The organism is Mesorhizobium sp. WSM4844 (assembly GCF_055811775.1).
The window spans coordinates 157750-178857 of record NZ_JBVVQB010000007.1; the positions used below are offsets into that span (position 1 = coordinate 157750).

21 protein-coding genes and 1 pseudogene are annotated in these 21108 nt (G+C 62.8%); 5 read left to right on the forward strand and 17 right to left on the reverse strand.

Annotated elements, in window-relative coordinates; all coding sequences use genetic code 11:
• The first annotated feature begins 33 nt into the window (after positions 1–33).
• Positions 34–936: a DMT family transporter gene (locus AC0L2A_RS09095; protein WP_128172792.1), complete on the forward strand. Its 903-nt coding sequence runs from the start codon at positions 34–36 to the stop codon at positions 934–936.
• Here AC0L2A_RS09095 and AC0L2A_RS09100 read toward each other — a convergent pair whose 3' ends face one another.
• From AC0L2A_RS09100 to AC0L2A_RS09110, 3 genes are all read right to left on the reverse strand, one after another.
• Positions 937–1749: a helix-turn-helix domain-containing protein gene (locus AC0L2A_RS09100; RefSeq protein ID WP_473608443.1), complete on the reverse strand. Its 813-nt coding sequence runs from the start codon at positions 1747–1749 to the stop codon at positions 937–939.
• A 273-nt stretch (positions 1750–2022) separates the two neighbouring features.
• The gene (locus AC0L2A_RS09105) at positions 2023–2910 is read right to left on the reverse strand and encodes a uracil-DNA glycosylase (protein ID WP_473608444.1); all 888 of its coding nucleotides are present in this window, start codon (positions 2908–2910) and stop codon (positions 2023–2025) included.
• Between the two features lie 137 nt (positions 2911–3047).
• Positions 3048–3692, reverse strand: coding sequence for a hypothetical protein (locus tag AC0L2A_RS09110; RefSeq protein ID WP_287228827.1), 645 nt, complete (start codon positions 3690–3692; stop codon positions 3048–3050).
• 339 nt (positions 3693–4031) lie between these two features.
• Here AC0L2A_RS09110 and AC0L2A_RS09115 point away from each other — a divergent pair, with 339 nt between their 5' ends.
• Both AC0L2A_RS09115 and AC0L2A_RS09120 read left to right on the forward strand, forming a co-directional pair.
• On the forward strand, positions 4032–5711 hold the full coding sequence (locus AC0L2A_RS09115; protein WP_473608446.1) for an electron transfer flavoprotein-ubiquinone oxidoreductase: 1680 nt from the start codon (positions 4032–4034) through the stop codon (positions 5709–5711).
• A gap of 144 nt (positions 5712–5855) precedes the next feature.
• Complete coding sequence (locus AC0L2A_RS09120; RefSeq protein ID WP_023800798.1) at positions 5856–6461, forward strand: DUF922 domain-containing protein; 606 nt, start codon at positions 5856–5858, stop codon at positions 6459–6461.
• A gap of 1 nt (position 6462) precedes the next feature.
• Here AC0L2A_RS09120 and AC0L2A_RS09125 read toward each other — a convergent pair whose 3' ends face one another.
• The 5 genes from AC0L2A_RS09125 to AC0L2A_RS09145 form a co-directional block, all read right to left on the reverse strand.
• On the reverse strand, positions 6463–7512 hold the full coding sequence (locus tag AC0L2A_RS09125) for an endonuclease/exonuclease/phosphatase family protein (RefSeq protein WP_473608447.1): 1050 nt from the start codon (positions 7510–7512) through the stop codon (positions 6463–6465).
• A gap of 123 nt (positions 7513–7635) precedes the next feature.
• Entirely contained in the window at positions 7636–9096 is a 1461-nt protein-coding gene (locus AC0L2A_RS09130) for an AMP nucleosidase (RefSeq protein ID WP_245277730.1), read from the reverse strand.
• Between the two features lie 129 nt (positions 9097–9225).
• On the reverse strand, positions 9226–9420 hold the full coding sequence (locus AC0L2A_RS09135) for a hypothetical protein (protein WP_128168071.1): 195 nt from the start codon (positions 9418–9420) through the stop codon (positions 9226–9228).
• 35 nt (positions 9421–9455) lie between these two features.
• Positions 9456–9605: a hypothetical protein gene (locus AC0L2A_RS09140; protein ID WP_287258542.1), complete on the reverse strand. Its 150-nt coding sequence runs from the start codon at positions 9603–9605 to the stop codon at positions 9456–9458.
• Between the two features lie 206 nt (positions 9606–9811).
• On the reverse strand, positions 9812–10156 hold the full coding sequence (locus AC0L2A_RS09145) for a DUF2147 domain-containing protein (protein WP_473494151.1): 345 nt from the start codon (positions 10154–10156) through the stop codon (positions 9812–9814).
• Between the two features lie 463 nt (positions 10157–10619).
• On the opposite strand from AC0L2A_RS09145, the gene AC0L2A_RS09150 reads away from it, so the two are divergent.
• Both AC0L2A_RS09150 and AC0L2A_RS09155 read left to right on the forward strand, forming a co-directional pair.
• Positions 10620–10886 (forward strand): SEL1-like repeat protein, encoded by a 267-nt coding sequence (locus AC0L2A_RS09150; RefSeq protein ID WP_027152750.1) that lies wholly within the window; start codon positions 10620–10622, stop codon positions 10884–10886.
• A 525-nt stretch (positions 10887–11411) separates the two neighbouring features.
• Positions 11412–12530, forward strand: coding sequence for an ABC transporter substrate-binding protein (locus tag AC0L2A_RS09155; protein ID WP_473608449.1), 1119 nt, complete (start codon positions 11412–11414; stop codon positions 12528–12530).
• Positions 12531–12732: 202 nt separating this feature from the next.
• Here AC0L2A_RS09155 and AC0L2A_RS09160 read toward each other — a convergent pair whose 3' ends face one another.
• The 9 genes and pseudogenes from AC0L2A_RS09160 to AC0L2A_RS09200 form a co-directional block, all read right to left on the reverse strand.
• Positions 12733–14691 (reverse strand): acetyl/propionyl/methylcrotonyl-CoA carboxylase subunit alpha, encoded by a 1959-nt coding sequence (locus tag AC0L2A_RS09160; protein WP_473608450.1) that lies wholly within the window; start codon positions 14689–14691, stop codon positions 12733–12735.
• A gap of 187 nt (positions 14692–14878) precedes the next feature.
• Complete coding sequence (locus tag AC0L2A_RS09165) at positions 14879–15256, reverse strand: hypothetical protein (protein WP_473608452.1); 378 nt, start codon at positions 15254–15256, stop codon at positions 14879–14881.
• A gap of 116 nt (positions 15257–15372) precedes the next feature.
• Positions 15373–15900, reverse strand: a complete 528-nt coding sequence (locus AC0L2A_RS09170; protein ID WP_473608453.1) for an O-acetyl-ADP-ribose deacetylase — start codon at positions 15898–15900, stop codon at positions 15373–15375.
• 3 nt (positions 15901–15903) lie between these two features.
• On the reverse strand, positions 15904–17511 hold the full coding sequence (locus AC0L2A_RS09175; RefSeq protein ID WP_473608454.1) for a carboxyl transferase domain-containing protein: 1608 nt from the start codon (positions 17509–17511) through the stop codon (positions 15904–15906).
• A 5-nt stretch (positions 17512–17516) separates the two neighbouring features.
• Entirely contained in the window at positions 17517–17900 is a 384-nt protein-coding gene (locus AC0L2A_RS09180; protein WP_023800786.1) for a type II toxin-antitoxin system VapC family toxin, read from the reverse strand.
• The gene (locus AC0L2A_RS09185) at positions 17897–18289 is read right to left on the reverse strand and encodes an AbrB/MazE/SpoVT family DNA-binding domain-containing protein (RefSeq protein ID WP_473516780.1); all 393 of its coding nucleotides are present in this window, start codon (positions 18287–18289) and stop codon (positions 17897–17899) included. Before AC0L2A_RS09185 ends, AC0L2A_RS09180 begins: the two co-directional genes overlap by 4 nt.
• Positions 18290–18373: 84 nt before the next feature.
• Positions 18374–19537 carry an isovaleryl-CoA dehydrogenase gene (locus AC0L2A_RS09190; protein ID WP_473608456.1) on the reverse strand — a complete coding sequence of 388 codons (1164 nt, stop codon included), beginning with the start codon at positions 19535–19537 and terminating at the stop codon, positions 18374–18376.
• Positions 19538–19571: 34 nt separating this feature from the next.
• A complete protein-coding gene (locus tag AC0L2A_RS09195; protein WP_473608458.1) occupies positions 19572–20249 on the reverse strand; it encodes a TetR/AcrR family transcriptional regulator in 678 nt (225 codons plus the stop codon).
• A gap of 224 nt (positions 20250–20473) precedes the next feature.
• A pseudogene (locus AC0L2A_RS09200) lies at positions 20474–20843 on the reverse strand (endonuclease domain-containing protein).
• Positions 20844–21108: the final 265 nt, after the last annotated feature.

A 21108-nucleotide genomic window follows, 5' to 3' on the forward strand; every position in this document is an offset into this window, starting at 1 on the left:
CATCCCGGCGGGCACAACACGCTGACCGGGATCATGCTCAAGATCGTCTCGGTGGCGGTCTTCGTCGCCATGTCGTCCTGCATCAAGGCGGCGGGCACGGTGCCGGCGGGCCAGATCGTCTTCTTCCGCTCGTTCTTTGCCATCTTTCCGATCGTCGTCTTCCTGGCCTTCCAGGGAAAGCTTGGCACCGCGTTTTCGACCAAGCGCCCGCTCAACCACATTGCGCGTGGCGTTGTCGGCGTCTGCGCCATGGGGCTCGGCTTCTTCGCGCTGATTCGGCTGCCGCTGCCGGAAGCGATCGCGCTGAACTATGCACAGCCGCTGCTGGTGGTGGTGTTCAGTTCGATCTTTCTCGGCGAAGCGATCCGCGTCTATCGCTGGAGCGCGGTTGCGGTCGGACTGGTCGGGGTGCTGGTCATCTCATGGCCGGAACTGACGCTGCTGGGTTCGGGCGCAGCACTCGGCGATCAGGAGGTGCTCGGCGTCATCGCCGCACTGGTCGCGGCAGCGATCTCGGCCGTCGCCATGCTGCTGGTGCGCAACCTTGTCCAGAGCGAGCCGACGGCAACCATCGTGCTGTGGTTTTCGGTGACGGCGAGCCTCCTGGCGTTGCTGTCGCTGCCGTTCGGCTGGCAGGCGCTGACACCGGCGCAGGCGGGCCTGCTCATTGCTGCAGGCTTTTGCGGCGGGCTCGCTCAGATTTTGATGACCGCCGCCTATCGCCATGCCGAGGCCTCGGTCGTAGCGCCTTTCGAATACACGTCGATGCTGCTTGGCATCGTCGTCGGCTATCTCGCCTTCGGCGACGTCCCGACGGTTCATATGCTCATCGGCGGCGTGATCGTCGTTGCCGCCGGCATCTTCATCATCTGGCGCGAGCGCCAGCTTGGCCTCGAACGCGCCCGCACCCGCCAGGCGACCCCACCGCAAGGATGATCAGGACGGCTCGGCCCGCTCGTTCGCCAATCGCACCAGCACGGTCCTTGTCTGCTCATCGGCGGGGAAAAACGATTCGATCGCCAGTTCCGACAGCGTCACGTCGAGCGGCGTGCCGAACACGGTGATGGTGCTGATGAACGACAGCACGGCATCGCCATGCGCAAGCCGCAGCGGGTGCACGATCGCGTTCGGCTCGACCGGCAGCGGCCGTGCGCCGTTCAGGCCGGACGGATAGGTCCGAAGCTCGCGCTCCAGTTCGACCAGAACCGGGTCGCCTGAAGCGTCGTTCTGGTGTTTCAGCCGGTCGAGAAGATGCGCGCGCCATTCGGCCAGATTGACGATGCGCGGCGCGACGCCACCCGGGTGCAGGCTGAGCCGCAGCACGTTGACCGGCGGCTTCAGTAAGGAAGGCTCGGCGACGTTGGCGAGGAACGGGCCGATGGCGGCGTTTGCCGACACCAGGTTCCAGTGCCGGTCGACAGCCAGAGCCGGGAAGGGTTCGTGCCCCTTGAGCACGCTCTCGATCGCCGCCATCGCCGGCGCCAGCGAGGCATCGGTGAGCGGACGCTCGCTGAAGCTGGGGGCAAAGCCTGCGGCCAGCAGGAGCTGGTTGCGCTGCCTCAACGGGATCGACAGCTGCTCGGCCAGATGCAGCACCATGTCGCGCGAGGGTGCCGCGCGGCCGCTTTCCACGAAACTCAGATGCCGCTGCGAGATTTCGGCTTCCATGGCGAGATCGAGCTGGCTCATGCGCCGGCGCGTGCGCCATTCGCGAATGAGGATGCCGGCGGAAGTCTGGGTTGCGGTCATGGGCGCATGACTAGGCCGGCCGCAGATGCATTTCAATTACCGGGGAGGTTATAGGTGCCGCTCTTCCCTTCTCCCCTTGTGGGAGAAGGTGGCCGAGCGAAGCTCGGTCGGATGAGGGGTGTTCCAGCTTGGCGAACACCCTCATCCAAATCGAGAAGCTGGCGCACGGCGACAGAATCACCAGCGCCTCATTTCTTCCAACACCCCTCAACCGTCTTGGCGCTACGCGCCAATCCACCTTCTCCCACAAGGGGAGAAGGGAAGACGCCCACCTCAACCCAGCGCCCGAAGCTTCGCCTTCACTTCAAGGAAATCCCGCCACGCCAGCTTCTTGTGCGCGGGGGTTCGCAAGAGATACGCCGGATGAAGCGTTGGCATGGCGGGGATGGCAATGCCGGCGGCGGTCGTGTGGACGCGCCAGTTGCCGCGCAGCCGCAGGATGCCCTCTGTGGTGTTGAGAAGGGTGCTTGCCGAGGGGCCGCCCAAATTGACCAGCACCTTCGGATTGACCAGTTCGATCTGCCGTTCGATGAACGGCCGGCAGATCTCGGTCTCGTGCGGCGTCGGCGTGCGGTTGCCCGGCGGCCGCCAGGGAATCACATTGGCGATGTAGGCCGAGGTCCGGTCGAGGCCGATCGCGGCCAGCATCCGGTCGAGTAGCCGGCCCGAGCGGCCGACGAACGGCAATCCCTCGATGTCCTCGTCGCGCCCGGGTGCCTCGCCGACCAGCATCACCGCGGCATTCGGATTGCCATCGGCGAACACCAGGTTCTTGGCGGTGAATTTGAGGTTGCAGCCGTCGAATGCCGCCATGTGCTGGCGAAGTTCGTCCAGGGTTGCCGCCGTCGTCGCCAGGTGTCGCGCCAATGCCGCTTGCTGCTCGTCGGGCACTGTCGCCGTACCGGACGGCGCACGCACCGCCGGCGCCGCAGCTTGCCTTTCGCCCATTCCGGCGCGTGACAGGCTTGTCGAGCGTGGCAGCGCTGCGTTCTCACCGGTTGGCGGCGTAACTGTCGCTGGCCCCCGCTCAGGCGGCTTTGACGCAGCCTCGGCAAACCTGTTCAGCGGCTCCTCTTCGAGCGCTTCATCGACGCCGGCGCCGGCGTAGAAGGCCAGCAGCTCCGCAATATCAGGTCGGTTGTCTCGGGAAACGGCAGTCATGCTTTCACATTCAGTCGCGCGGCAGGAATTTGCAACATCGTGATTGGCGCGATGCTTCATGATTTCGTCATCCAGGGCCTCAGCGACGTCGCTTCGCTCCTGCTTCGCCCCTGCTTCGCCCTGGATGACGAAGTGGTTCAGCTCGACGGTATACGCGGATCCTGCACCAGATAGAACGTCCAGCGTGGTGTGTAGTCGGTGATCAGGTAATCGAATTTTGCCGTCTTCAACGGGTCGATCTTGCCGCTCTTGAACAGCAGCCGGTCATAGGGTTCGAAGTCGCGATCGAAATCGGCAAAGCTGCTCGACCAGATGTTGTCAGGCGTCTTGTTGCGCTGGTCGAACGACAGGCCGTCGCCGAACACGCTCGGCCGGTGGAGTATCTCCTGGAGCTCGAACTGGAACTCGACCCAGGCCTGGCCGCTGTTGTTGAGCACGTCGATGCGCATATACATGAGGCCGTTGGCAAATTGGCCCGCAGTGCCGAAGGGGTGGATCGGCTTCGTCGTGCGGATCGTCAGTGTCACTGGTGTCGCCGAATTCAGCTCTTCGGTGATGACAAGCGGGTCCTCCTTTGTCCCGATGCCCGAGGCGCTGGTGATGCGGAAGCCGCCCAGCTCGTCGGAAAAGGAGTAGGCTCCGGCCACCCAGACCCTTTGCGGCTCGGCGCGGGCGCCAACGGACGCCAGCGGCAAAAGGGCCAAAACGAGCGCCCGGCAAATCCGTCCGGGCGACGAAAAAAAGCGCGTCGATGAAAAGCCGGATGGCCCGTATGTGCGCATGGTGCGAAGTATGGCCGATAAGCAAGCCGTCGAACAATTAAAAAAAATCAGGGCAACGGCTCTCTTTGGACCCGGATCGATGTTGGTGGACCCGCAAATCGCGATTTTGTAGTACGATGCGCGGCCTTTTTGACGAAATCGGCATTGTCACGTCAGCGCCGGTTTCGCGTCGCGAATTGATGCGCTATGCAGCGGATAAGCCAGCAAGATGCGCAAATGCGCTCGCATGACCCCAAAAAGTGAAATCACTTTTTGGAAAGGATCATGCGAAAATAAAAGTTGCCAGAGTGTCCTTTGCGCGTCCAATGGGCGCGCGGCACTCTGGCCAGTGAGGGGTTGATGAGCGAGATCGAACGCGAAAGCATGGAATTCGACGTGGTCATCGTCGGCGCCGGGCCGGCCGGCCTCGCTGCCGCGATCCGTCTCAAGCAGGTCAATCCCGAGCTTTCCGTCGTCGTCCTGGAAAAGGGCGGCGAAGTCGGCGCTCACATCCTGTCCGGCGCCGTCGTCGATCCGATCGGCATCGACCGGCTGCTGCCGGGCTGGCGTGACGAAGAGGGACATCCCTTCAAGACGCCGGTCACCGCAGACCATTTCCTGGTCCTCGGCCCCGCCGGTTCGTTCCGTCTGCCCAATTTCCTGATGCCGCCGCTGATGAACAACCACGGCAACTACATCGTTTCGCTCGGCAATGTCTGCCGCTGGCTGGCGACCAAGGCCGAGGCGCTGGGCGTCGAGATCTATCCGGGCTTTGCCGCCGTGGACCTCATTTACAGCGACGAGGGCGCGGTCACCGGCGTTGTCACCGGCGATATGGGCGTCGAGAAGGACGGCACGCACGGCCCGGGGTTCGCGCCGGGCATGGCGCTGATGGGCAAATATGTGCTGATCGGCGAGGGCGCGCGCGGCTCGCTGGCCAAGCAGTTGATCGCCAAGTATCATCTTTCCGACGGCCGCGAGCCCGGCAAATACGGCATCGGTCTCAAGGAGCTCTGGCAGGTCAAGCCGGAGAACCATCGGCCGGGCCTTGTCCAGCACTCCTTCGGCTGGCCGCTCGACATGAAGACCGGCGGCGGCTCCTTCCTCTACCATCTGGAGGACAACCAGGTGGCGGTCGGCTTTGTCGTCCACCTCAACTACAAGAACCCCTATCTGTCTCCGTTCGACGAGTTCCAGCGCTTCAAGACCCACCCGGCGATCAGGGCCACATTCGAGGGCGGCAAGCGGCTCGGCTATGGCGCCCGTGCCATCACAGAGGGCGGCTGGCAGTCGGTGCCGAAACTGTCCTTCCCCGGCGGCGCGCTGATCGGTTGTGCTGCCGGCTTCGTCAACGTGCCGCGCATCAAGGGCTCGCACAATGCCGTGCTCTCCGGAATGCTGGCGGCCGAGCATGTCGCCGAGGCGATCGGCGCCGACCTCGCCAATGACGAACTGGCTTCCTACGAGGCGGCATGGCGGGCAACTGACATCGGCAAGGATTTGAAGAAGGTGCGCAACGTCAAGCCGTTGTGGTCGCGCTTCGGCACCGTCGTCGGCGTCGGCATCGGCGGTCTCGACATGTGGCTGAATTCGCTGTTCGGGTTCTCGCCCTTTGGCACGCTGAAGCACGGCAAGGCCGATTATGCGACGCTGGAGCCGGCCGCCAGGCATAAGAAGATCGCCTATCCGAAGCCGGATGGCGTGCTCACCTTCGACCGCCTGTCCTCGGTGTTCCTGTCCAATACCAACCACGAGGAAAACGAGCCTGTCCACCTGCTGGTCGCGGATATGGACCTGCAGCAGCGTTCCGAACACGATGTCTATGCCGGGCCATCGACACGCTACTGCCCGGCCAGTGTCTACGAATGGGTCGACAAGGATGGCAACGCCGCCGCCGATCCCGAGGCGAAGGACGTGCGCTTCGTCATCAACGCGCAGAACTGCGTCCACTGCAAGACCTGCGACATCAAGGATCCGAACCGAAACATTACCTGGGTGCCGCCACAAGGTGGAGAGGGACCAGTCTACCAAAACATGTAGCCCAGCAAGCCAGAACGGCCCGGCGGCCGTCTCGCCCGCCGATCAAATGAAGGCGCGTGAAGGCCTATTATATGTGCGGCGTCTAAAAGAAGTTGAAGCGGGGCGGCGCCTGTGGTTCCATTCTTTCTGACCCGGGAGATGACCATGCGCCTGGCGGTTCTGACGTGCCTTGCGGCGATTGGCGGCTTGTGCGGCTTCGCACCGTCGGCATTGGCTGACACGAAGGTGCTGGTCAAGACCCGGACCTACGACATCACTGGAACCACGGGCGCCGCCCTGATCGAGGCCATGGACCGCAACGGTCCGAAGCGGCACGGCTTCATGACGCACGCCATCGCGCTGGCCGCCTATACCGTAGATTGGGACCTTGACGTCACGAGGGAGGGTGGTGTCTGCCGTCTGCGGCAGGCCAATGGCACGCTCGATCTCACCTACACCTTGCCGCGTTTGGCCTCGGCCGCGACGCCGGCACTGCAGAAGCGCTGGAAGCGGTTTTTCGCGGGCGTTCGTGCGCACGAGCATAACCATGGCCGCATCGCCAGGGCAATGATGCGGGCGACCGAAAGATCGATCACTGGACTGGAGTTCGCCGACAACTTGTTTTGCAGCAAGACGCACCGCGAGGCGAGGCGCCGGATCAAGGCCGTCTATGCCGAATACGAGGCGAAACAGAACGCCTTCGACGCGCGCGAGCATCGCGACGGCGGCCATGTCGAGCACCTCATCAGGGCGCTGTTGCGCAAGCAGTAACTCAGCTTTGGGTCCTGCCGTTTTGTCTCACCGATGCCGTCGCGGTTTCGTGTTCATCGACCGGCTTCTTCTGTTCCGGCCTGAGCGAGAACTCCACCATCAGCGGAAGATGGTCGGAGCCGGCGTTATCCAGCCTCGACACCGAATGGATGAGAACTGCGCCCTTGCTGAAAACAAGGTCGATCGGCAGTCCGGCGAAGCGCAGGAATTCCGGCAGCTTGATAGGGAGCCAGGTCGGCCCCGGCGAAGGCGCCACGGTCAGCTTGCCAAGACCTGCGACGCGCCGGACGGCGGCGCTCCACGGCGCTGCATTGCAGTCGCATGCCAAGATCGATGTCTCGCCAAGCGAGGCGAACTCCCCCGACAATCCGCCGATCTGTCGTGACTGGTTGCGCGGCCATGGCCAGGTGAGGTGCATGGCGGCGACGTCGACGTCGGTTCCGCCGAAATCGACCGTCGCGATGGCCATCGCGCCGCGGCCATCGCAGTGCGGTTGCGTGCCGGCGGCAAACGGCCGTCTGGACAGCAGCGCAACGCCGAAAACGCCATTGGGGTAGGGGCAGAGGATCCGGTAAGGGTAGGCGCTGGCAAGATGGCCAAGTTTGGCCTCCCACATGTCGGACACCTCGTCGAGGGTGATCACATCAGGCTGGGTTCGGCCGATCAGCGACAGGACTTTTTCAGGCGTTGAATTGTTGAACCGCAGGTTCATCTGCAGCAGGCGGTAGACCGCCTTGTCACCGGGATGGACTGCCTGATCGCCGGGGTAAACGGGCTGATCGCCGGCCTCGACTTCGTAGGCTGCCTGGACCGGCCACAGGCGGGGCACCGACAGGGCGTTCGACGTGGTGGCAAAGGCAGCCACCGCAAGGAGCAGCGCCGTGGCCGCCTGCAGGCGAAACGAGGTCGCCAGCAGCGGCAGCGCGCAAAGCGCCATCAGCACGGCAAGATGAACGCGGAAATGAGCGAAGGAATCGAAGGCCGGATGCAGCGTTCCGAAAAACCCGGCCACCAGCGCGACCGAGATGACGAGCATTGCGACGAATGCCATCGAAGCCATCATGTCTCGAACGGGTGCCATCTCCTTTGCTTATCGGCAGAAATGCGGCCAATCAAGATGGTGAAATGCCCTGCCGCGCTGTTACCATACTCCGATCGATGAAAGCCGCCGTTCCTACTGGAACGCCGTCTCCGAAAAACTTCTGAGCTTGCGCGAATGCAACCGTTCCATCGGCATCTCGGCCAGCTTTTCCATCGCCCTGATGCCGATGGTCAAATGCTGTGCCACTTGCCGCTTGTAGAACTCGGTCGCCATGCCGGGCAGCTTCAATTCGCCATGCAGCGGTTTGTCGGAGACGCAAAGCAGCGTACCGTAGGGTACGCGGAAGCGGAAGCCATTGGCGGCGATGGTCGCCGACTCCATGTCGAGCGCGATCGCCCGTGACTGCGACAGCCGCTGCACTGGCCCACGCTGGTCGCGCAACTCCCAGTTGCGGTTGTCGATGGTAGCGACTGTGCCGGTGCGCATGATACGCTTGAGGTCATAGCCGGAAAGGCCGGTGACTTCGGCGACCGCCTCCTGCAGCGCCACCTGGATTTCGGCCAGCGGCGGGATCGGCACCCAGACCGGAAGATCGTCGTCCAGAACATGGTCTTCCCGCACATAGGCGTGCGCCAGCACATAGTCGCCCAGCGCCTGGGTGTTGCGCAGGCCGGCGCAATGGCCGAGCATCACCCAGGCATGCGGCCTGAGCACCGCTATGTGGTCGGTGATCGTCTTGGCGTTGGAGGGGCCGACGCCGATATTGACCATGGTGATGCCGCCATGGTTCGGCTTCTTCAGATGGTAGGCCGGCATCTGCGGCAGGCGCGGCGGCGCCACGCCATGGCTGGGCGCGTTTTGCCCAGCCTTGGTGACGACGTTTCCCGGCTCGACGAATTCGACGTATCCGCCGCCGCCTTTCGCCATCAGATCGTGCGCACGGGCGACGAATTCGTCGATGTAGAACTGGTAATTGGTGAACAGCACGAAATTCTGGAAATGCTGCGGACTGGTCGCCGTGTAGTGCGACATCCGGTGCAGTGAGTAGTCGATGCGTTGCGCCGTGAACGCCGCCAACGGCCTGGCTTCGCCTAACGCCACTTCGAACGTGCCGTTGGCGATCTGGTCGTCGGTGCCGTCGAGATCCGGCACGTCGAACAGGTCACGGATCGGCCGCCTGATGCGCTCGGCTGCCGCGCCGTCGACATGCGAGCCTTCCAGGAACGCGAAATGCAGCGGGATGGGCGTCGTCGATTCCGAAACCGTGACCGGAACGCCGTGATTGCGCATGATCAGGCGAAGCTGTTCGATGAGATAGCGTTCGAACAGGGCGGGCTGGGTTATGGTGGTCGAGAAATGCCCGGGCGTCGGCATATGGCCGTAAGCCTGCCGCGAGTCGATCTGGGTGAACGAAGTCGTGGTGACACCGACCTCCGGATAAAACGCCCGGTAGCGCTTGTTGTTGTCGCCGCCCGCGGCGAGCGCCGTAAACGAATCGCGCAGGAATTTGGTGTTGCGGTCGTAGAGGGCCTGCAAGGCCGCGACGGCCTTTGCTGCATCATTGAAGATCTGCCGGCCAAACGGCTCCGGCATCACGACTGAGTCTATGGCTTGGGGATAGATTCGCTTTTCCATGACCCAATATAGAGGCTTGGCGATGCGGTTGGGAGGGGGCCGAAGGATCGTTTTTTATTTTGCATGGTTTCGATGAAGGCCGATTGCCTAGCCGCGCCGCAGGCTGATCAGCAGCACAAAGCCGACGCCGGTCTTCTTCAGCGCCGGCGCTTCGATTGTCGAGCCGGCATCGGCGCGCATCGTCGGCACGGCCAGAACCGGGGCGGCAAGAACCGTCAGGATGAGCGCCGCCCGTGGCAGGACCCGAAGGGTTTTCAGGACGTTGGCGACGATGCGGTTCATGGCTTTGCTTTTCTCCTCTCGAAGTCTTTGTCGGTTCAGGGGCGAAAATGGTTCACGCAACCGAACCGGCAGGAATTGGCCTGGTCCCAGTTGCGGGCCGAGCGCCCCTCGGCAACGAGGATGGCGAACGACATGCCGAACAGGCTCATCAGCAGGCAGACGATGGTGAAGCGGCGGGCGAACATGGCGTGGTGTCTCCTTCGACACGCACGAGAATGCCCTGATGCAACTGAACCGGTTCTGATGCCGGCGTTCATCTGCGGTTCAAATTTGGACTGTTAGGGCGCAGAAGGCGCAGCCTGCGCGATCGATCGATGTTCCCAAACACAGAGGCGCGAACAAAAACGGGGCCTTTGCGGCCCCGTTTTTCATTGTGCGGCAGTCGAAACGATCAGAGCTTGTGCCAGGTCTGGCTCCTGCAGATCAGCCCGCCGAGCACGCAGCCGCTCATCTTGAGCGAAGCGCCTGAGACCGAGGCCTTGCCCGAATAGGTCTTGTCGGTCTCCGGGTCGGTTATCGTACCCGTATATTTGTTGGCGCCGGACACCTTGAACGAACCGATGTGCTTGCCGGCAAACTTGCCGGATTTGAGCGTGATGGAAAATGCGTCGCCACCGCCCGTGATGGCGGCGGTCGAACCGGCTTGCGTTTTCCAATTGCCTTCGATCGGGTCGGCCCAAGCGGTGCCGGCCATGATCAATGTGGCCGCGAGGGCCATGCTGATTTTGCGAAACATGTTTCTCCTCCCTGTGGGCATCCGGACGAACGTTCCGCCCCGCCAGTCTGCCTCTTACGCAAACGTAAGCTAATCCACCTCCCGGCAAAACAAAAGCGGTGCCGCTGCGGAAGACTTCGGGATTTTTCCCGGCCGCCTGAAGCGGTCTGATCGGCGAGAAATGAAACACCGGGCATGCTGGCTTTGTCTTCCGTGGTTAGCGGAGTCTTGATTTGCGCCTCGCAAATTTTCATCAATTTTAGTCCAAACCGGCGCAATTGCTGGCTTTGCATCGTTAATGAATTTCCGCGTTTACCTCTTGTTTTAGCTTTGTTTTCCTCAAATTAAGCACGCCGTTTAACGACGGATTCAAGCCTTCGGTTCATTCTCGAAAGCATCGAAAGAGCAGCCGCCCCAAGGGTTTCCAAGGGACAGAACGAGGCAGCTCTCGGGAGCCTGACAGGGGCTAGAACAGGGGATTGAAATGGCACGTTTTGAAATGCCTGAAGCCGGCTTCGGCGCCATGGGGGCAACTGCCCAGGCCGACATTCTTTTCGAACTGGGCATGATGTATGCGACCGGCCGCGATTGCGAGACCGATGTCGTCGCCGCCCACAAATGGTTCAACATCGCTGCGATCAAGGGCTCGGTGCGCGCCGCGGAACTGCGCTCGGAATTGTCGGCCGCCATGTCGAAAGTCGAGATCGCCAGGGCGCTGCGCGAAGCCCGCGAATGGATGACGATGCACTAAGTCTCACCCTGAGCTCATCAGGTCCGGAGCTCATCAGACACTGAGATCACCGACAGGGACGCTTCAAGGCCGCGCGAAGACGGCCGGACCGGCAAGAACAAGGCCGCGCAAGACGGCCGGACCAACAATGACAAGAACGCCGCAGGCCGGATACAGCCAAGCTGCGCGACGGACAGGGAAGGCGAGCGGTTTCGGGGCGCGCGTGAGAGCGTTCGGGATTGTTCGATCGACAAAAGCCGCGACCGGCCGGAACAAGGCCGGCGCGGCTTTTCGCGTTTTCGGACCATGGTCCCAAAAAGTGGAAACTGGTCTTTGGAAGAGGATCATGGTCAAACAGTCGGACCATGATCCCAAAAAGTGGAAACCGGTTTTTGGAAGAAGATCATGGCCAAACAGAAAGGCGGCAGGCCCAATCGAGTGCCGCCGATGCGCCAAGACAGGCTTGGCGAACGGTGAAATTCTCCCACCTAATCTGGAAGAGGCGCGGTCGGAGCGGCCGCGCGCGAGTGGAGGAGTTGTATCGCCATGAAAAAGTTGGGTATTTTGAGCGCGGCCATTGTCGGCCTGGTGATGAGCGCGCCGGCCTTCGCCGAAGACATCACCTTTTCGGTGGTCGGACCGATGACCGGACAGCTTGCCACCATCGGCGACCAGTTCAAGCAGGGCGCGCAAGCCGCCGCCGACGCGATCAACGCCGTCGGCGGCGTCGACGGCCGCCAGATCAAGCTCGACGTCCAGGATGACCAGTGCGATCCGAAGCAGGCGGTTTCGGTAGCAAACCGCATCGTCGCCAACGGCGTCAAGTTCATCGATGGCCATGCCTGCTCGGGCTCGAGCATCCCGGCCTCGGCCGTCTATGCCGAAGCCGGTGCGATGATGATGTCGCCGGCTTCGTCGAACCCGGAGCTGACGGACGCGGCGGCGAAATCCGGCTGGCCGACGATCATGCGCCTTTATACGCGCGATGATGCGCAGGGCGCCTTCATCGGTCCATGGATCGCCAAGAAATACGCCGGCAAGAAGGTCGTCATCATGCATGACAAGAGCGCCTATGGGCAGGGCGTGGCCGATGCCGTCAAGGCGACGATGAACCAGAACGGCCTCAACGAGATCCTCTATGAGGGCATCAACGCCGGCGAAAAGGACTATTCGGCGCTTGTCACCAAGCTCAAGGAACTGAAGGCTGATGTGGTCTATTTCGGCGGCTACCACCCAGAGGCCGGCCTCATCCTGCGCCAGTCGGCGGAACAGGACTTCAAGTTCCAGCTGATCATGCCGGACTCGATTGCCACGCCGGAATTCTGGCAGGTTGCCGGCCCGGCCGGCGAAGGCACCATGTTCGTTTTCCCGTCGGATCCGCAGGCGAAGCCCGAAGCCAAGCAGGCCATCGAAAAGATCAAGGCGGGCGGCTTCGTGCCCGAGGGCTTTACGCTGTTCTCCTATGCCGTGATCCAGGCCTTTGCCGAGGGCATCAAGCGCGCCGGCAGCGACGACCCGGCCAAGGTTGCCGAAGCGCTGAAGAATGGCCAGCCGATCAGCACCGTCGTCGGCCCTGTCACTTTCGATGAAAAGGGCGACCTCAAGAACGTCAGCTACGACATCAACCAGTGGCACGACGGCAAATACGCGCCGATCCAGCCTTGATCGCCATTGCATGTCGCGCAAAAGTGCGCAGCGGTTTTGCGAAAACGACATGCACAAAAACAAGAACCAAAGCGCGTCGCGTGCGACGCGCTTTAGCGCCTGGCGACAATCGGAGATGGCCGGGGCAGATCCGGCCATTTTCATTTGGTCATGCGTTTGCGGCGCGCGTCTTCCGTCGTCGCCTCTCCTTGGATGAACAGCGTCAGCCGTGGGCTTCCTCGGCAAAACGCACCAGCACCGTCCCATCGGTGACCTGTGCGCCCTCTGTTGCGATCTCGGCGATCGTCCCGTCATGCGTGGCGGAAATCGTGTGCTCCATCTTCATCGCTTCGAGGATCAACAGCGGCTGGCCCTTGATGACGGCTTCGCCTTTTGCCGCGCGCACCAGCTTGACCAAGCCCGGCATCGGCGCGCGCAGGCTGTCGGCACCGGCGGCGATTTCGTCGGCTCTTGCCAACGGGTCCGGCACCGCGAAGCTGTAGCCGACAGCACCTGAAAAGACAGTGACATGGCCTGGCCAGCGGGCGAGGCGAGGCGCAGCGCGAAGATCAAGCGCGCTGTCATAAGGTGCGTCCAGTGCCACCTGGAAGCGCCCGTCCGGCCGCATCGATACAAGCGCCAAGATATCGTCCTCGCCGTAGCGAAGCCGCGTGCGCCGCGCCATCGCGTGGAAATGCGCATAGCCGGCAAGCGACGACCACGGGTCGCGGGTCGGCGCCTGAGCCCCGGCGCCGGACGCTGCAAGTGCGGCCGCGGCGACGATCTCGCTGCTCGGCGGCGGCACTGCGGTCAGCGCTTGCTGGTGCCTGCCGATCAGCCCGGTGTCGACGTCACCTGCCGAAAAATCCGCGTCAGCGGCGAGAGCCGCGAGAAAGGCGGTGTTGACGGTCGAGCCGGCGATCTCGGTTTGCGAAAGGGAAATGCCCAGTGCTTCGAGCGCCGCCTGCCTGTTCTTGCCATGGACGACGAGCTTGGCGATCATCGGGTCGTAGAACGGCGAGATGGCATCGCCAGTCCGCACGCCGGTCTCGATCCGCATGCTGGCGCCCTCGGGCGCTGTATCCGGAAATTTCAGGTGATGCAGCGTGCCCGTCGCCGGCAAAAAACCCTTTGCCGCGTCTTCGGCATAGATGCGCGCCTCGAAGGCATGTCCGGAGAGCGCAATCTCGCTCTGCGTCTTCGGCAGCTTTTCGCCGGACGCCACCCGCAACTGCCATTCGACCAGATCGGTGCCGGTGACCATTTCGGTGACGGGATGCTCGACCTGCAGGCGAGTGTTCATTTCCATGAACCAGAAGCGGTCGGCCTTCAGCCCTTGCGAGGCGTCGACGATGAACTCGATCGTGCCGGCGCCGGAATAGTCGATCGCCTTGGCGGCCTTCACCGCCGCCTCCGTCATTGCCTTGCGCAATGCCGGCGTCATCCCGGGGGCGGGGGCTTCCTCGATCACCTTCTGATGGCGCCGCTGCGCCGAGCAGTCGCGCTCGTAGAGATGCACGACATTGCCGAAGATATCGCCGAAAACCTGAACCTCGATGTGGCGCGGCTTGTCGACATATTTCTCGACCAGCACGCGGTCGTCGCCGAACGCGGCCTTGGCCTCGCGCCGCGCACCCGAAAGCGCCTCGGAAAAGTCGTCGGGATGTTCGACGCGCCGCATGCCCTTGCCGCCGCCGCCGGCGCGCGCCTTGATCAGCACGGGATAGCCGATCTCGCGTGCCTTGGAGGCGAGCAGCACGATCTCCTGCGCCTCGCCGTGATAGCCCGGCACAACCGGCACGCCGGCCTTCTCCATCAGCCGCTTGGCCGCGTCCTTCAGCCCCATGGCGCGGATCGAGGCGGCCGACGGGCCGATGAAGACGAGCCCGGCCGCTGTCACCTGATCGACGAAATCAGGGTTTTCCGACAGAAAACCGTAGCCGGGATGGATGGCTTCGGCGCCGGTGGCCAAAGCCGCCGCGACGATCTTGTCGCCGCGCAGATAACTTTCGCCGACCGGCGAGGGTCCGATATGCACCGCTTCGTCGGCCGTCTCGACATGCAAGGCGCCGGCGTCGGCGTCGGAATAGACGGCGACCGTGCGCACGCCCATCCTGCGCGCGGTGCGGATCACCCGGCAAGCGATCTCGCCGCGGTTGGCGATCAGGATTTTGGCGAACATGGGACCTCCAAAGCCAGAGCTTGCCGCCAACGGCGCGAATGCTCCTTCACGCGGGCTGTGGCAACACCCTGCTTTGCAGTCCGGCCATTGTCAAAGGATCGGTAAGCCAGGCCCGCTTACGTCTGAAAACGTTGCAGTGTCATCTTCGCCCCATCCCGCTGGTATTTGCGCCCGTTGCTGCAGCAACCTACTTGGAGGCGGCGATGGCGCAGCCGCCTGCCGCCGTCTTGAGTTTCCACCTCGTCAAGCCGGCCTGACAATTGCGCAACGCTCTCTCTTCCGCGGCCTGTTGCGAGGGGGCGTTGAGCGTGGAACCACAGATGATGTAGAGGTCGCTGACGCGCGAATAGAACGTCGTCGCATAGGCCGAATGGCCGCTGGCCGCGACATAGGATTTGTAGGCTTTCGGGCAATCTCCGGTCGAACCTGCCGGAAAATTGACGGCGAAACGACGGTCGCCTTTGTTTCCCGCCAGCGATTCCGCCGCTCCCACGCCAGGGGTCGCTAATATAAGCAACGCCGAAAGTACTGACATAGTTGTTTTTTGAAAAATCTGCAGTCTCATCTTCGCCCAATCCCCACGGTATTTGCGATAAGCAATAACCGCGATTCTTTCGTCTGACCAGATCGGTGAATGAAAATAAGTCTGAAACTATGAAGGGATTTTCCTACCTGTGCCGGTCACGCTCCGCCAAGCAGCAACGCCTGTTGGTATAGGTCCGCCGTCTGTTGGTCGAAGCAGCAGAAGATGACGGTTTCAGGAACCGCATTGTGGCTGACAAAGGCGCTCACCGTGCCAACGGCGATCTGCGTCGCCTGGTCCCTTGGATACCGGTATACACCGGTCGAGATCGCCGGAAATGCCACCGTCCTGCAATCCTTGCCGGCGGCGAGCTCGAGCGAACGGCGGTAGCAGGAGGCCAACAACTCGGCTTCGCCCTTGCCGCCGCCTTGCCAGACCGGCCCGACCGTGTGGATGACATAGCGTGCCGGCAGCCTGTAGCCCTTGGTGAGTTTTGCGTCGCCGACCTTGCAGCCATTGAGGGATTGGCATTCGGCCAGAAGTTCGGGGCCGGCCGCACGGTGGATGGCGCCGTCGACGCCCCCGCCACCCAGAAGTGAGGTGTTGGCGGCGTTGACGATGGCGTCGAACGCCAGCCTGGTGATATCGCCGACATGAACGCGAATCCTTGCCTCGATCTCGCTCATCGGTCACATCCTGAACACGCCGAAGCTTGTCTCCTCGATCCCGGCGTTCAGCGCTGCGGACAGGCTGAGCGCCAGCACCTCGCGCGTCTTGGCCGGATCGATGATGCCGTCGTCCCAGAGCCGGGCGGAGGAATACAGCGGGTGGCCTTCATGCTCGTATTTCATCAGGATCGGCTTCTTGAATTTTGCCTCTTCCTCCGCGCTCCATTCCCCGCCCTTGCGTTCGATCCCCTCGCGCTTGACCACGGCCAGCACGGTGGCCGCCTGCTCGCCGCCCATCACCGAAATGCGGGCATTCGGCCACATCCACAGGAAGCGTGGCGAATAGGCGCGTCCGCACATGCCGTAATTGCCGGCGCCGAACGAGCCGCCGATGATCATGGTGACCTTCGGCACGCGGGCCGTGGCGACCGCCATCACCAGCTTGGCGCCGTCCTTGGCGATGCCGCCGGCCTCGTATTTTCGCCCGACCATGAAGCCGGTGATGTTCTGCAGGAAGATCAGCGGGATCTTGCGCTGGCAGCACAGCTCGATGAAATGCGCGCCCTTCAGCGCGCTTTCGGAAAACAGCACGCCGTTGTTGGCGATGATGCCGACCGGCATGCCGTTGAGATGGGCAAAGCCGGTGACCAGCGTGGTGCCATAGTTCTGCTTGAACTCGTCGAATTCGGATCCGTCGACGATGCGCGCGATCACTTCGCGCACGTCATAGGGCTGGCGCAGATCGGTCGGCACGACGCCGTAGAGTTCTTCGGCCGCATGAAGCGGCGCAACCGGATCGCGTAGCGCCAGCCCGATCTGCTTCTTTCGATTGAGGTTCTTGACGATGCAGCGCGCGATCGCCAGCGCATGCTCGTCGTCCAGCGCAAAATGATCGGCCACGCCGGAAAGCCGCGTGTGGACCTCGGCGCCGCCCAATTCCTCCGCGCTGACGTCCTCGCCGGTAGCGGCCTTCACCAGCGGCGGACCGCCGAGGAAGATGGTCGCCTGGTTGCGCACCATGATCGTCTCGTCCGACATCGCCGGCACATAGGCGCCGCCCGCCGTGCACGAACCCATGACGCAGGCGATCTGCGGAATGCCAGCAGCCGACATGTTGGCCTGGTTGTAGAAGATGCGGCCGAAATGGTCGCGGTCGGGAAACACCTCGTCCTGGTTGGGCAGGTTGGCGCCGCCGCTGTCGACCAGATAGACGCAAGGCAATCTGTTCTGCAGCGCGATCTCCTGGGCGCGCAGATGCTTCTTCACCGTCAGCGGATAATAGGTGCCGCCCTTCACCGTGGCGTCGTTGACGACGACCATCACTTCGGTGCCTTCGACGCGGCCGATGCCGGCAATGATGCCGGCCGATGCGATGTCCTCACCATACATCGACCACGCGGCGAACTGGCCGATCTCGAGGAATGGCGAGCCGATGTCGAGCAATTGGGCGAGGCGCTCGCGCGGCAAAAGCTTGCCGCGGCTCTGGTGGCGCTCACGCGCTTCCTCCGAGCCGCCACGCTCGACGGTTGCCGCCTTTTGCGCAATGTCGGCGACCAGCGCCCGCATGCGCTCGGCATTGGCGCGGAAGGTGTCGGAGGCTGGCGAGATTTGCGAGGTGAGGGGGGCCATTGGCGTTACCGGATCAGTTCGATCTTGCAGCCGATATCCAGGTCGCCCCAGCCGCGGTCGGCGGTGACGGCTATGGCGTTCTCGCGAATTGCCAGGGCCAGGCAGGCCCGATCGCCCAGCGACAAGCCGCGATGCCGCGTCAACTCGCGAAGCTGACCGGCGGCGATGCCCATCATCTCGTCGAAAGCAGCGACCGGCATGCCGAGACTGGCGAGGTCGTCCGCGGCCTCTTCCATGCTGCGTCCCTTGTCGATCAGCTTGGCGATAATTTCGGCCGCATTGACGGAGCTGAATTGCGCATCCGGCGCGAAACCCAAGGCAACATCGGTGCCTTTCTCGTTAAGCAGGATCGCAAGCGCCGCCGAACTGTCCATGACGTAAGCTTTCACTTCGCTCCCTTCCTCGCCATTCCCAAGGCATGAAGCCGGTCCAAACGTCTATCGCTTCGACGCTGTTCTTCCCGCCGCTCCTTCAGAAATTCGTCGACGACACTTTCGCCGGGCTTTTTCAACGCTGACAATTCGGCCTGGACGCGCCGCAGATTCCGAAGCCACGACCTTACCCGCAACTCGCCGTTCTCGACATGAAGGATCAAGTCTTCACCAGGCTTCACGCCGATTTCCTCGCGCATCGCAGCCGGGATCACGAAGCGTCCGCCCTCGCCAAGTCTGACGCGCTCGCGTTTCGCTGGCATCCGGAGCGGAGTTTTTTGAGCTCCTGCGTCGAATTGTGTCGGCGGGTTCTCGTCAAACCCAACCTTTTCGGTTCCGTTCGCCATGTTCTGCCTCGGTCCGGAAATATGACATCTCAGGAGAAATATGGGGCAAATCGTCCAGCATGGCAAATTCAGGAAATAGTGCCATCAGACTCCTTCCGCCATGATTTCCCGCCCGATCAGCCAGCGGCGGATCTCGCTGGTGCCGGCGCCGATCTCGTAGAGCTTGGCGTCGCGCAAAAGCCGGCCAGTAGGATAGTCGTTGATGTAGCCATTGCCGCCCAGCAGCTGGATGGCGTCGAGCGCCATCTGCGTCGCCTTCTCGGCAGCGAACAGCACGCAAGCGGCGGCGTCCTTGCGGCTCGTCTGGCCGCGGTCGCAGGCAGCGGCGACGGCATAGACATAGGCGCGCGCGGCGTTCATCGTCGTATACATGTCTGCGAGCTTGCCCTGCACCAGCTGGAACTCGCCGATCGGCTGACCGAACTGCTTGCGTTCGTGCACATAGGGGACCGCCACATCGAGGCACGCCGCCATCAGCCCGAGCGGGCCGCCGGCGAGCACCGTGCGCTCGTAGTCGAGACCCGACATCAGCACCTCGACGCCGCGCCCTTCTTCATGCAGCACGTTGTCGAACGGCACTTCGACATCCGAAAAAACCAGCTCGCCGGTGTTGGAGCCGCGCATGCCGAGCTTGTCCAGCTTTTGCGCGACGGAAAATCCGGTGAAATCCTTTTCGACGATGAAGGCGGTGATGCCGCGCGACTGGAGTTCTGGATCGGTCTTGGCGTAGACGACCAGCGTCTCGGCATCCGGGCCGTTGGTGATCCACATCTTGGTGCCGTTCAGCACATAGCAATCATTGCGCTTTTCCGCGCGCAGTTTGAGCGACACGACGTCTGAGCCGGCGCCGGATTCCGACATTGCCAGCGCGCCGACCTTTCCGCCGCTGCACAGCGCAGGCAGATATTTTTCCTTCTGCGCCGGTGTCGCCCAGCGATTGATCTGGTTGACGCAGAGGTTGGAATGGGCGCCGTAGGAGAGGCCGACCGAGGCCGAGGCGCGCGAAATCTCCTCCATCGCCACGACATGGGCGAGATAACCCATGCCGGTGCCGCCGAATTCCGGATCGGCGGTGATGCCGAGCAGGCCGAGCCCACCGAGCTCGGCCCACAGATGCGCCGGAAATTCATTCGAGCGGTCGATCTCGGCGGCGATCGGGGCGATCTTGTCCTGGGCGAAGCGCCGCACCAGGTCGCGCAGCGCCTCGATGTCTTCGTCTAGCCCGAAGTTGAGTGTGTGCGTGTACATGCCGTTCCTCCCGGCGCACGGCCCGAAATCGAATTCAATTTCGGGAAGGGCGCAAAATCAAAGTGCTACAGCGTCCTTTGCGCGCCGGCTGTGGCGCTGCAGGCGCGTTGTCGCCATGGGCCTTTGCTCCAACCAGGCGCATCGTCATTGAAAGATATGTGGCGGTTACCTCCGAGATCGATAGCCGCTCGCCCGGCCGGAACCAGACGATGACGCCGGTCATCATCTGGATCAGCGCCATGGCTGTCAGCCCTGTGTCTTCGACGCTGAAGACGCCGGCTTCCGCGCCGTCGCGCAAAATGACGCGCAGCTCCTTCTCATAGGCGGTGCGCATACGCAGGATCCGCGTCAGGCGGTCATGCGACAGGCTGCGCAATTCCATGTTCGAGACATGGGTGGAATGGCGGCGCTCGACATGGAAGGCGATGTGGTTTTCGACATAGGCGGCGAGCCGGGTCGCCGGATCGGCCGCGGCCGGGCGGGCCGCGTCCCACGCCTCGATCAGCCCTTGCATGTGCTCGCGCATCAGCGTGAACAACAGGTCTTGCTTGGTCGGAAAATAACGGTAGAGCGCCGCCGCCTGGACGCCGACCTCGGCGGCCAGCTGGCGCATCGACATTGCCTCATAGCCAAGACGCGCGATCAGGCTGACCGCCGCCTCGCGGACCGCTGCTTCGGTCTTTTCGCCGTCGGAACCGGTCGTGCGCGCCATGCAAGCCTCGTTGAGAGGGTAAGAATAAAACGAACGTTCAATTAATTCAAGGGAGCGACGAGGCTTATCCTTCTCCCCTTGTGGGAGAAGGTGGATCGGCGCGCAGCGCCGAGACGGTTGAGGGGTGTTGGACGGAGTGCTGTCGGTGCCAAGCTGGAACACCCCTCATCCGACCGAGCTTCGCTCGGCCACCTTCTCCCACAAGGGGAGAAGGGAAGGCGCTTTTACCGCCACGGCTGCAAACTCTGGTCGCCGACATAAGCGATGATGGTGTCGCAGACGGCGTTCAAATCGCGCAGCACGTCGTCGTTCCAAAAGCGCAACACACGAAAGCCGCTCGCCTTCAATTCGGCGTCGCTCCCGATCATAGTTTGAATCCGCATGCTGGCTGCCGTCGATCTCGACGATCAGCCTGGCCTCGGCGCAAACGAAATCGGCGATGAATCTGCCGATAGGAACCGGACGCCGGAATTTGATGCGGTCGAGCCTGCGTCCGCGCAGTTCGTGCCAAAGGCGGTCCTCCGCCTCCGTTGACTCGCGGCGCATCGAGCGGGCGAAACGACGTTTGGTCGGAGCAACGGGCTGATGCGGCATCGGGCGAGATTACCCGGCCTTGGCGCTCCGTCCAGCACCATCGTCACGCAAATCGCCGACCTTCGCGGTTGACTCCCCCTTCTCCCCTTGTGGGAGAAGGTGGCCTCGCGAAGCGAGGTCGGATGAGGGGTGTTCCAGCTTGGCACCGCCGGCACTCCGTCCAACACCCCTCATCCGTCTCGGCGCTACGCGCCGATCCACCTTCTCCCACAAGGGGAGAAGGAAGAGCGCCTTTCAGTTCCCCCGTGCCGCCGCCAGCGCACCC